This window comes from Mycobacterium sp., assembly GCF_035697385.1.
Taxonomy (GTDB): Bacteria; Actinomycetota; Actinomycetes; order Mycobacteriales; family Mycobacteriaceae; genus Mycobacterium.
In genome coordinates, this window is the sequence record NZ_DASSCY010000206.1 from 36,806 (window position 1) to 48,376 (window position 11,571).

Here is an 11,571-nt window from a genome sequence, read left to right on the forward strand (position 1 = left end):
GTGCGTGTCGGTACTTCGGCACGCACGGTCACGCTTTATTGAAAGTGAGCTCGCGCCGTGACCGACGCCGCAAACCCAGAACGGCTGCTGTTCGCTTCGACGACCCAGTCGTTCCTCGAGAAGGAAGCATCGCTGGGCCGGCTGCGGGAACTCCATGAAGCCGGCACCTCCTTCGAGCGCAAATGGTGGCGTCGAGCCGCCGAACTCGGCTGGACCAGCCTCCTGGTCCCCGAAGAACTCGGCGGCGGCAGCGTGTCGGCCGACGGCGTGTCCGACCTGGCACTCGTCGCCGAGCTGGCAGGCAAGTCCGTCGCGCCAGGACCATTGCACCCCGTCAGCACCGTGCTGGCCGGCCTGGTGGAGTCGCCCGAAAACCATGAGGCGACAATCGAATCCCTGGTATCCGGTGAGACCATCGCATCCTGGGCCGTCTACGAACCCGGAAAGCCGTGGTCGCCGCTCGACGCCACTGTCACGGCGACACGCACGCCGTCCGGATACCGCATCGACGGCGTCAAGGATCGCGTTGAGGCGGGCGCCGAAAGCGACGTACTGCTGGTCGTTGCGCAATGCGACGGCGAGGTACGCCAGTTCCTGGTGCCGACGGCCGCGCCGAACGTGCGCATCGAGGTGCAACGGTCAGTCGACTTGGTGAAGCGGTATGCCCGCGTGCATTTCGACGCTGTCGAGGTCGACGAGAACGCCGTGGTTGGCACAGCGGAACAGACCGCGGGACTGATCCGACGTCAAAGCCAGATCGCACAGGTGCTGCAGTGCGCGGAAGTGGTCGGCATTCTCGACACGGTTCTCGCGTTCACCATCCAGTGGGGGCTGGACCGGCATTCGTTCGGCCGCCCGCTGGCGTCGTATCAGGCGCTCAAGCACAAGTACGCCGACCTGAAGATCTGGTTCGAGGCGTGCCGGGCCACCACGCGCGCGGCGGTCGCGGAAGTCTCCGCGCGCTCCCCCGGCGCCGATATGGCCGTCAGCGTCGCGAAATCCTATGTGGGTGAACGCGCCCCGGGCATGGTTCAGGATTGCATCCAGTTGCACGGCGGTATCGGGGTGACGTGGGAACACGACCTACACCTGTACCTGCGGCGAGTCACCTTGTACCGCTCGATATTCGGCACACCTGAGGACCACAACCTGCGGGTCTACACCCTGACCGAGCTGGAGGCCGCCTCATGACCGAGACCACGTCGGCAGCCACCGAGACGGCGGAATCAGTCGAGGACTTTGCCGCCAGGGCCGGCGCCTGGCTGGCGGACAACATGCCGAGGACCGATCCGGACAACCCGCCCGAAGCCGACCGCGGCGAAGAGGCGCCGTGGCTGCGCGCGCGCGAGATTCAAAAGAAGCTCTACGAAGGTGGATTCGCGGGTATCTGCTTCCCCCGCGAGTACGGCGGCCTTGGCCTGCCCATCGCCTACCAGAGAGCGTTCGACAACGTGTCGCGCGGCTACGAGCTGCCGATCATCCTCAACACGCCGACGTTCACGATCTGCGCCGCGACGATCCTCGACACCGGAACTGAAGAGCAGAAGCGCCAACACATTTCGGCTGCGCTGCGCGGCGACGAGGTACTCGTGCAGCTGTTGTCGGAGCCCAGCGGCGGATCGGATCTCGCAGGTGTCATCACCCGCGCCGACCGACAGGGCGACAAATGGGTGATCAATGGCGCAAAGACCTGGAGCACAAGCGCATTCGCCGCCGACTACGGATTGCTTTTGGCCCGCACGAACTGGGACGTGCCGAAGCACGAGGGGCTGACCATGTTCCTGGTGCCACTCGACAGCCCGGGCATCACGATGCGGCGGATCAAACAAGTCAACGGCTCCATCGAGTTCTGCGAGGAGTTCTTCGACAACCTCGAACTGGGCGACGACGCGGTCGTCGGTGAGGTGAATGAGGGCTGGCATGTGGCGTCGCGGCAGCTCTATCACGAGCGGCGCGCGGTCGGCGGCGGCTCCGAGTTCTCCAGCGGCATTGGCGCCGAGGGCAAGACCGACCAGGCGATCGATTACGTCTCCTTGTTGGCCGCGACGGGACAGGCCGACAACGAGCGGGCGCGTGAACTGGCGGGCCGGGCGCTCGTGCACCGGGAAGTGCAGGAGCAACTCGTCGACCACGTCTACCACGGCGTCCTCGACGGTTCCCTGCCCCCGGCGGCGGGTTCGATCATCCGGATCACGCATGCCGAGACACATCAGTTGGAGTTCGACACCGCGTTGGCCATCACTGGCAGTGCAGGCGTCGTCGACGCCGGCGAAGACCTGATCCGGTTTGGCGATCGGTACCTGTCGCGGCAGACGGCCTCCCTCGGGGGCGGCACCACCGAGATCGCCCGCAACATCATCGGCGAACGGGTACTCGGCTTCCCACGGGAGCCCGCCGCCGACCGTGGTGTGCCCTTCAATCAAGTCAAGCGCAACAAGTCCTAGAACAGCGTCGGCGATCCACCTCTCGTACTGATCGGGTGGACTAGAGCTGTTCCACTTCATTGGTTACACGGAGTTCGGATAGCGGACTTGTATTCAACCTGCCAACGCTGCCGGCCAGACGCCGTCGGCTTCCTGGCCGCCATACCAGTCCACTGCCAGCGCGGTGATCGGATCGCTCCGCGGGACACTATTGGTCATGGAGTTTGTTGAGTTGCCCCGCGGTGATTTAGACGGTGATGAGCATGGAAGCCGTAATGTCACGATGCTTCGGCTCGCCCGACTGGCTTCGGGTGCCGAGGTGCGGGTGCATATCGCTTTGTGTGGTCCAGACAGCGTCCTGGGGCGCCACCCGGCCCGGATGCACCAACTCTTCGCGGTAGTCAACGGATCGGGCTGGGTTGCGGACTCCACCGGCATGACTGCTCCGATCAGCGAAGGCCAGGCGGTGTTGTGGAGCCCCGGTGAGATACATGAGTCCGGTTCCGAAACTGGAATGATCGTCGCGATCGTAGCGAGCGCGACGCCAATCGTGTGGTGAGCGAACCGAATTCGGCGTTTCGACCAGCCACCTGCCGCGGTGAAGACGTCCAGAGATGGTGATCAACCATCGGTGAATCACGGAGGCCGCTTCATTCGGTCAACCGTGAATCCGGGTGTCAGCTCAGACCACGAGATAGACCAGACCGGGGCCATAGCCCGGTGAGGGATCCAATCCACGTAACCAATGTGATGGAACAGCACACCTAGAACAGTGTCGGCTGCAGCGCCTCGGCGGCGGGTGCGGGTGCCTCGGCCGCGCGGAACGACCGCCGATCGGGGGCGAGGCCGTGTTTGGCTACCAGCGGTGTCACCCTGTCGTGCAGCATCTTTCGGTAGTCCGACGGCAGATAAGCTCCACGCCGATACAACTCGCGGTACTGCCCGACAAGCTCTGGGTGCGATCGCGCCAACCACGACATGAACCAGCCACGCGTCGAGCCGCGCAAGTGCAGCCCGAACACCGTCACGCCCGTGGCGCCGGCCTCAGCGATCTGGGCCAGTAGCGCATCCAGGTGCGCGACCGAGTCGGTCAACCGCGGCAGCACGGGCGCGACCATGACGTGACAATCCAGGCCTGCCTCACGGATGGCCGAGATCAGGCCGAGCCGCGCCTGCGGTGACGGCGTCCCCGGTTCGACGTCCTTGTGAAGTTCGGGATCGCCGACGGCCAGCGAGACCGCGACACTGACGTCGACGCGGCGCGCAGCGTCGGTGATCAACGGTAGATCCCGGCGCAGCAGCGTGCCCTTGGTCAGGATCGAGAACGGCGTCCCGGAGTCGGCAAGCGCGCCGATGATTCCTGGCATCAGCGCGTAGCGACCCTCTGCCCGCTGATACGGGTCTGTATTGGTGCCAAGAGCGACGGTCTCTCGCTGCCACGACGGCCGGTGCAACTCGCGCCGCAGCACCTCGGCCACATTGGTCTTGACCACCACCTGGGTGTCGAAATCGGTGCCGCAATCCAGATCCAGGTACTCGTGGGTGGGCCTGGCAAAGCAATACCTGCAGGCATGCGAGCAGCCGCGGTAGCCGTTGACGGTGTACCGGAACGGCAGCATCGAGGCGGCAGGCACCTTGTTCAGCGCCGACTTGCACAGCACTTCGTGGAACGTGATGCCGTCGAACTGTGGCGTGCGGACGCTACGCACGAAGCCGATGCGCTGCAGACCGGGCAGGGCGCCGTCGTCGACGCTGACGCCCTGACTGTCCCACCGCACATCCTCTATTCGAACTCTTGTTCGATCTGATTGTCAAGGTAATTACGAGCTTGTGTCGCAATACTCGCATACGTATATTCGGCTACGAGTATTATGCGCAAGGGGTGGTCATGGTCGAAAAGCGCAAGGTCGCGAACCTGCTGGCGCTCGCCGTGCTGGCCACGGTGGTGCAGCGTCCGATGCACCGCTACGAGATGGCGTCGGTGATGCGGGTCCGCGGCAAGGACCGCGACATGGACATCAAGTGGGGATCGCTCTACACCGTCGTCGCAAATCTCGAGCGGAACGGATTTATCGAACCGATCGGCGTCACCCGGCAGGGTGCGCGCCCGGAGCGCACGGTTTATCAGATCACCGACGCCGGCCGGGATGAGCTGACGGCGTGGACTCGCGAGTTGATCGCCGAACCCGCGACAGAGCACACCCGGTTCGTGGCCGGCCTGTCGGTCTTGGTGGTGCTCCCCCCGAACGACGTCGTCGATCTGCTGCGCCGGCGCCTTCAGCGGCTGACCGAATCGGTGGCTGCGATGCGCGCCGAGATCGGGCAGGCCGCGGACGTGCCCCGGCTGTTCCTGATCGAAGACGAATACCGGATCGCGATGACGCAGGCCGAAGCCGATTGGACGCGGACGCTGATCGACGAACTGTCGTCGGGAACATTCCCTCATTTCGATGCATGGCGGCGTTGGCACGAAAGTGGCGACGTTCCAACCGAATTCACCGAGCCCGCCGAACGCGGCGCCGAACACGAGCAATAGGAGGAATCAGATGCCCGCAGTACAGACCGCACTCGTCGTCGGCGGTGGTATCGCAGGACCGGTTGCAGGCACCGCGCTGGCCATGTCCGGCATCGATACCGTGATTTGTGAGGCCCGACCGGCGGATGCGGCTTCGGCCAACGGGATTGGCGGCTCGCTGGCGCTGGAACCCAATGGACTGGCCGCACTGCGCATCGTCGACCTCGACGACGCGGTGCGCGCCGCTGCGGTGCCCATCACCCGGTCGATCATGTCGATCGGGAACAAACCCGGCCGGGAGGTGCCATCGCCGCACGGACTTCCGCCCCGCCAGCTCATCGATCGCGGCGCCCTGCACCGCATACTGCGCGATCGGGCGCAGCAAGCCGGTGTGCGAATTGAGCACGGCAAGAAGCTGATTCGCGTCGAGGAAGGCGTTGACGGCGTCACTGCGCATTTCGCGGACGGCGGCAGCGCCAGTGCCCAGGTGCTGATTGGCGCCGATGGCGTGCACTCGACAGTGCGTCGTCTGATCGACCCGGAGGCACCGGGCGCCCGCTATCTTGGCCTTCTCGGGTTCGAGGGACTGGTCGACGACGGCCCAGACACCGCCACACTCGAGCCGGGAACGATGACGTTCGCGTTCGGGCGACGCGCGTACTACCTCTACTGGAAGCGCCCCGATGGCCGGATCGGCTGGGGCGCCAATCTGCCCTCGCCACAACCGACCAGCCTCAAAGAAGCCCGCGCAGTGCCCGCCGAAGACTGGCGGCACACACTGCGCAAGGCCTACGCCGACGACGTTCCTGGCGCGCGGCTTGCCACTGAGACGACCAGTGACACGCTGCAGGCCGTCGGCGCGCTGCACATCATGCCGCCGGTGCCACACTGGCATCGTCACCGCATGGTGCTGGTGGGCGACGCCGTGCACGCACCGTCCAACAGCACCGGGCAGGGCGCATCGCTGGCCATGGAGAGCGCGATCCAACTGGCCCGTTGCGTGCGGGATTTGCCCGACGTGACGTCTGCGTTCGACACCTATGAGCGGATGCGCAGGCCGCGGGTGGAGAAGATCGCCGCGCGGGGCGCCCGCATCGGCCGCGCCAAAGCCCCTGGACCGATCGCGCAGCGCATGATGCGCGTGCTGCTACCGGTGATGCTCAAGACGATGAACATCGACAAGACCGCCGCCGCCGAGCAGCGCTACACCATTGATTGGGCGGCTCGCGTCGACCCAGATGTTGCTCGTGCACGTACCTGAGTTCGCTACGGAAATCTGTAGTCACTCTTTACCCTATTGAAGACATTTGATTAGCAGCACTCTGCATCTTGCCATTAAACAGACTTTTCGGCTGTTTTATGGGAAGCTGGTCGCCGATGCACTGAGTTGACGCTGATCGGAGGCCGATGGCCGTCGTTGAATTACCCGCCATATCGGCTCACGCGGCGTCAACAAGCTGGTGGGACGACGATGCCGAGTGCACCCTCGTGATGTCGGAACCATCGGCCGACAAAGAGCTGTGGCGCGACTACCTCCTCGGTGCAGCGCGTAGTTACCGCAAGCACGGCGTCGAAGCCGCCCTGGACGTCGAGGCAATTCAACGGGCCCGCGACACGGCACTCTTCTGGACCCTGCTCGATGCGGCAGGACGGGTGGTGGGCGGTCTGCGGGCGGTCGGCCCGCTGCAGTCCCCCGACGACTCACACGCCGTCATCGAGTGGGCCGGCCAACCCGGCTTGCCTCTTGTCCGCACGATGATTGCCGAGCGAGTGCCGCTAGGTGTGATGGAAGGGAAGTCGGCATGGGTCACCGATGATCCGAATCGCAACCGCCACCTCACCAAGCCGCTGGCCCGCGCCGCTTTCCACGCGATGGCACTGCTTGGTGTCCAGTTCTTCATGGCGACGTCCGCCGAACACGCCCTTGACCGCTGGCGGTCGTCCGGTGGTGTTGTGGCGCCGGTCCATTCGACGCCGTACCCCGACGGGCGTTACCGCACAAAAATGATGTGGTGGGACCGGCTCACCTTCGCCGACCACGCCGAGCCCGAACAGCTCCCCAAGATCTTCGCGGAGATGGACGACGTCTATCGGCGGATGGATAGCCGGGTCCTTCAGCACACTCGATAACTCGCGCGGCCGACTGCACACGAAGTGGTTGACTGTTGTGCGGGAGCGAGGAGGACACGATGGCCGGAGCCACGCCGTACGGAACGCTGCGATACAAGGACGTCAACGGTAAGCGAATGGCCTATGTCGATGAGGGCGAAGGCGACGCGATCGTCTTTCAGCACGGCAATCCCACGTCGTCGTATCTGTGGCGGAACGTGATGCCGCATGTGGAAGGCCTTGGCCGTCTCGTGGCGTGTGACCTGATCGGCATGGGTGGCTCTGACAAGCTCGACGACTCCGGGCCCGACCGCTACCACTACGCCGAACACCGCGATTTCCTGTTCGCGCTGTGGGACGCCCTGGATCTGGGTGACCGCGTGATACTCGTCGTGCATGACTGGGGTTCGGCGCTGGGCTTCGACTGGGCGAACCAGCACCGCGACCGGGTGGCAGGCATCGTATTCATGGAAGCCATTGCCATGCCTATTGATTGGTCCGACTTTCCTGATCCCGTGCGCGCGGTCTTCCAGGGCTTCCGCTCGCCGCAAGGCGAGGCGATGGTGCTGGACAACAACATGTTCGTCGAGGCCGTACTGCCCGGTGCCATCCTGCGCACGCTGAGCGATGAGGAGATGGATCACTACCGTGAGCCGTTCCGCAATCCTGGTGAGGACCGGCGCCCGACGCTTTCGTGGCCGCGCAACATTCCGATCGAGGGCGAGCCGGCCGATGTCGTCGCGATCGTCGAGGAGTACGGCCGCTGGCTCGCCGGCAGCGACGTGCCGAAACTGTTCATCAACGGCCAACCCGGCGCACTGATCCGAGGCCGTGTCCGGGATTTCGTGCGCAGCTGGCCCAACCAGACCGAAGTCACCGTGCCCGGAGCGCATTTCATTCAGGAGGACAGCCCCGACGAGATCGGTGCGGCGGTCGCATCCTTCGTCCGCGCGATTCGCGCGACTGGAGCTTGACTGTTGCCGTGACGGAACTGCTGTTCTCCTACGGCACGCTGCGCCAACGCGAAGTTCAACTGACCACGTTCGGCCGTGAGCTCGACGGCAGGCCGGACGCCATCGTGGGCTACGACCTTGACTACGTCACCATTACCGATCCGCATGTGATCGCCACCAGCGGTAGTGACCGCCATCCGATTCTGAAGCCGACCGACCGTGCCGACGCCGCGGTCGAGGGCACGGTATTCGTCGTCAGCGCAGCCGAACTGGCGGCCGCCGACGAATACGAAGTCGACGACTACCGGCGCATCACGGTGCCGCTGAGGTCAGGCGATCAAGCCTGGGTGTACGTGTTCGCCAGTTGACGAATCACCACTGCCCGAGCTGGCAGTGCGCGGTATAGGGACCGTCATTCTGCACGGCAACCTGACCGTCGATCGCGATCTCGCAGTGCGGGTTCGGCGAACCCTGCATGGCGTGCACGCCCGTGCTCGCGGTCAGGATCGCCCATTGCGGATCCTCGAGCGTGGTTTCGAAAACCCACGGCACGCCCGGCGCCAGGACCACCGTCTCGCTCTTCAGGTACTTGTAGGCGTCGGCGTTGTAGGCCTCCTTGCTTGCAGGCTGCGCCGTCAGATAATTGAGCTTGTAGTCCGCAGCACCTGCCGAAATGAGTGTGTACGTCACCTTTTGGCCGGTTGGCTCGGCAGTCGACGTTGCCTGGCTCACCGCAATACTGGCAGCCGCCACCACGAATGCCGTCCCGACCCTAGCTGTCGCTGTTCGCATGTCCGTCACATCGGGGCACCGTACCGGATCGTTACAAATGCTTACAGACAGCTACGTCGGGCCAGTTGAACGGCAAACGTATGCCAGTAGGTCTACACGTTAATTTGTTCGTCACATACAGACATTTGGCAGAAACACGGGCGTTCTAACGTCCCGATTCGACACCGGAACGGTGTCTTATCTTTTGCGCTCTTGCCAGCACTCATTAGGGAATGAGCGCTGCTGACAAAGGGAAAGGCTGTACATGCGACCACCACGACGCTCCGCGTTGAAGAGATCGGCTCTGGCTGCGGGGAGCGTTGTCGCCGCGACCAGCTTGTTGTTGGCCGGGTGTGGAAGCAAGGCCACCGAGACCGACGCGGCAAACGCCGAATCGTGCGTCGACACCTCAGGTTCGACGATCAAAGTGGGCGCGCTGAACTCGCTGTCGGGCACCATGGCGATCTCCGAGGTGACTGTTCGCCACGCCATCGACTTGGCCGTCGAGCAGATCAACGCCTCGGGCGGCGTGATGGGCAAGCAAATCCAGCTGGTCGGCGAGGACGGCGCCTCCGAGCCGACGGTTTTCGCGGAGAAGGCCGAGAAGCTGATCAGCAGCGACTGCGTGGCCGCGGTGTTCGGCGGCTGGACCTCTTCGAGCCGCAAGGCCATGCTGCCGGTGTTCGAAAGCGCCAACTCACTGCTCTATTACCCGGTGCAGTATGAGGGCCTCGAGTCATCGAAGAACATCTTCTACACCGGCGCCACCACCAATCAGCAGATCGTGCCGGCGCTTGACTACCTCAAGGAAAAGGGCATCAAATCGCTGTATCTGGTCGGCAGCGACTATGTCTTCCCGCAGACCGCCAACCGGATCATCAAGGCGTACGCCGGCGCGAACGGCATCGAGATCAAGGGCGAGGACTACACCCCGCTGGGTTCGACGGATTTCTCCACCATCATCAACAAGGTCCGCACCGCCGACGCCGACGCGGTGTTCAACACCCTCAACGGCGATTCCAACGTGGCGTTCTTCCGTGAGTACAAGAACGTCGGCCTGACACCGCAGGCGATGCCGGTGGTGTCGGTGTCGATCGCCGAGGAGGAGATCAACGGCATCGGCATCCAGAACATCACCGGACAGCTCACCGCCTGGAATTACTACGAGACCGTCGACAGCCCCGTGAACAAGGCGTTCGTCAAGGCCTACAAGGACAAGTTCGGCGCGGACAAGCCGACGTCGGACCCGATGGAAGCCGCCTACGTGTCGGTCTACCTGTGGAAGAACACCGTCGAGAAGGCGAAGTCGTTCGACGTCAAGGCGATTCAGGACAATGCAGGCGGGGTCACGTTCGACGCGCCAGAGGGCCTGGTCACCATCGACGGCGAGAACCACCACATCACCAAAACGGCCCGCATCGGCGAGATCCGCCCCGACAAGTTGATCTACACGATCTGGGAGTCGCCGGGACCGATCGAGCCGGATCCTTACCTCAAGTCCTACCCGTGGGCGGCTGGTCTCTCCAACTGATATGGACGTCCTAATCGGACAGCTGACGACGGGGTTGAGCCTCGGCTCAATCCTGTTGTTGGCTGCACTGGGGTTGTCGCTGACCTTCGGTCAGATGGGCGTCATCAACATGGCGCACGGCGAGTTCATCATGGCCGGCTGCTACACCGCCTACGTGGTGCAGCAGATCTTCTCGAGTGCCGGTGTGTCCCTGTTGATCTCACTGGTCGTTGGATTCCTGGTCGGCGGTGCCATGGGCGCGCTCCTAGAGGTCACGCTGATTCAGCGGATGTACGACCGGCCGCTGGACACCCTGCTGGTGACCTTCGGCGTCGGCCTGGTCCTTCAACAGGTCGCCCGCGACATCTTCGGTGCGCCCGCGGTCAACGTCGTCGCACCGGTATGGCTGTCCGGAGGTGTGGAGGTACTCGGCGCCGTCGTTCCCAAGAGCCGCATCTTCATCATGGTGCTTGCAGTGGTGTGTGTGGCGGTGCTGGCCATCGTGTTGAAGGTCAGCCCGATGGGACGGCGCATCCGGGCCGTCGTACAGAACCGCGACCTCGCCGAGACTAGTGGCATCTCGTCCCGAAAGACCGACATCACAACGTTTTTCATCGGGTCAGGTCTGGCAGCGGTGGCGGGTGTGGCGTTGACATTGATCGGCTCGACCAGCCCGACAATCGGACAGAGCTATCTGATCGACGCGTTCCTTGTCGTGGTGGTCGGCGGTCTTGGCCAGATCAAGGGCACCGTCATCGCAGCGTTCGCGCTGGGCTTCTTCAACTCGTTCATCGAGTACAACACCACCGCGTCGCTGGCCAAGGTGATTCTGTTCGTGATCATCGTGATTTTCCTGCAGGTACGACCGCAGGGCCTGTTCACAGTTCGGACAAGGAGTTTGGTGTGAGAACCGTGCTCGGCCGCTGGCAGACCTGGGCCGGATTCGGCATTGCCGCGGTGGTGCTGTTCGGCGTGGCACCCGTGGTGCTGTCCGACTTCCGGCTGTCGCTACTCGGGAAGTTCCTGTGCTTCGCGATCGTCGCCGTCGGCATCGGATTGGCGTGGGGCCGCGGCGGAATGCTGGTGCTGGGCCAGGGCGTGTTCTTCGGCCTCGGCGGTTACATGATGGGCATGCACCTCAAGATCGCCGACGCGCAGATCCGCGGCGACGACGTGCCCGACTTCATGCAGATCGCCGGCGTGCGCGAACTGCCCGCGTACTGGCAGCCGTTCGCCTCCCCCGCCTTCACGCTGCTGGCGATCGTGCTCGTTCCGACGGCCATCGCCGCG

13 protein-coding genes are annotated in these 11,571 nt (G+C 64.0%); 11 read left to right on the forward strand and 2 right to left on the reverse strand.

All coding sequences use genetic code 11. The annotated features are described in order from the left end of the window. Positions 1-57 precede the first annotated feature (57 nt). The 3 genes from VFH65_RS17085 to VFH65_RS17095 all read left to right on the forward strand — a co-directional run bounded on the left by VFH65_RS17085 (position 58) and on the right by VFH65_RS17095 (position 2,982). Positions 58-1,191 (forward strand): acyl-CoA dehydrogenase family protein, encoded by a 1,134-nt coding sequence (locus tag VFH65_RS17085; RefSeq protein ID WP_353323036.1) that lies wholly within the window; start codon positions 58-60, stop codon positions 1,189-1,191. Beyond that, entirely contained in the window at positions 1,188-2,444 is a 1,257-nt protein-coding gene (locus VFH65_RS17090; RefSeq protein ID WP_353323037.1) for an acyl-CoA dehydrogenase family protein, read from the forward strand. Before VFH65_RS17085 ends, VFH65_RS17090 begins: the two co-directional genes overlap by 4 nt. A gap of 196 nt (positions 2,445-2,640) precedes the next feature. After that, positions 2,641-2,982 carry a hypothetical protein gene (locus VFH65_RS17095; protein ID WP_353323038.1) on the forward strand — a complete coding sequence of 114 codons (342 nt, stop codon included), beginning with the start codon at positions 2,641-2,643 and terminating at the stop codon, positions 2,980-2,982. A 205-nt stretch (positions 2,983-3,187) separates the two neighbouring features. Here the strand turns inward: VFH65_RS17095 and VFH65_RS17100 are convergent, their stop codons facing one another. Further along, positions 3,188-4,201: an Rv2578c family radical SAM protein gene (locus VFH65_RS17100; protein WP_353323039.1), complete on the reverse strand. Its 1,014-nt coding sequence runs from the start codon at positions 4,199-4,201 to the stop codon at positions 3,188-3,190. Between the two features lie 110 nt (positions 4,202-4,311). On the opposite strand from VFH65_RS17100, the gene VFH65_RS17105 reads away from it, so the two are divergent. The 5 genes from VFH65_RS17105 to VFH65_RS17125 all read left to right on the forward strand — a co-directional run bounded on the left by VFH65_RS17105 (position 4,312) and on the right by VFH65_RS17125 (position 8,368). After that, positions 4,312-4,959 carry a PadR family transcriptional regulator gene (locus VFH65_RS17105; protein ID WP_353323040.1) on the forward strand — a complete coding sequence of 216 codons (648 nt, stop codon included), beginning with the start codon at positions 4,312-4,314 and terminating at the stop codon, positions 4,957-4,959. 10 nt (positions 4,960-4,969) lie between these two features. Further along, the gene (locus VFH65_RS17110; protein ID WP_353323041.1) at positions 4,970-6,199 is read left to right on the forward strand and encodes an FAD-dependent oxidoreductase; all 1,230 of its coding nucleotides are present in this window, start codon (positions 4,970-4,972) and stop codon (positions 6,197-6,199) included. Positions 6,200-6,345: 146 nt separating this feature from the next. Then, positions 6,346-7,068 carry a hypothetical protein gene (locus VFH65_RS17115; RefSeq protein ID WP_414688439.1) on the forward strand — a complete coding sequence of 241 codons (723 nt, stop codon included), beginning with the start codon at positions 6,346-6,348 and terminating at the stop codon, positions 7,066-7,068. Positions 7,069-7,127: 59 nt separating this feature from the next. Next, positions 7,128-8,021 (forward strand): haloalkane dehalogenase, encoded by an 894-nt coding sequence (locus tag VFH65_RS17120; RefSeq protein ID WP_353323043.1) that lies wholly within the window; start codon positions 7,128-7,130, stop codon positions 8,019-8,021. Next, the gene (locus VFH65_RS17125) at positions 8,018-8,368 is read left to right on the forward strand and encodes a gamma-glutamylcyclotransferase family protein (protein WP_353323044.1); all 351 of its coding nucleotides are present in this window, start codon (positions 8,018-8,020) and stop codon (positions 8,366-8,368) included. The genes VFH65_RS17120 and VFH65_RS17125 overlap by 4 nt, the downstream gene beginning before the upstream one ends. A gap of 4 nt (positions 8,369-8,372) precedes the next feature. On the opposite strand, the gene VFH65_RS17130 is transcribed toward VFH65_RS17125, so the two are convergent. After that, the gene (locus VFH65_RS17130; RefSeq protein ID WP_353323045.1) at positions 8,373-8,690 is read right to left on the reverse strand and encodes a hypothetical protein; all 318 of its coding nucleotides are present in this window, start codon (positions 8,688-8,690) and stop codon (positions 8,373-8,375) included. A 346-nt stretch (positions 8,691-9,036) separates the two neighbouring features. On the opposite strand from VFH65_RS17130, the gene urtA reads away from it, so the two are divergent. The 3 genes from urtA to VFH65_RS17145 all read left to right on the forward strand — a co-directional run. Beyond that, on the forward strand, positions 9,037-10,302 hold the full coding sequence (gene urtA / locus VFH65_RS17135) for an urea ABC transporter substrate-binding protein (RefSeq protein WP_353323046.1): 1,266 nt from the start codon (positions 9,037-9,039) through the stop codon (positions 10,300-10,302). Position 10,303: 1 nt separating this feature from the next. Then, a complete protein-coding gene (gene urtB / locus VFH65_RS17140; protein WP_353323047.1) occupies positions 10,304-11,188 on the forward strand; it encodes an urea ABC transporter permease subunit UrtB in 885 nt (294 codons plus the stop codon). Further along, positions 11,185-11,571: ABC transporter permease subunit (locus VFH65_RS17145; protein WP_414688440.1), on the forward strand; the 387-nt coding region annotated here is incomplete at its 3' end. The genes urtB and VFH65_RS17145, both read left to right, overlap by 4 nt.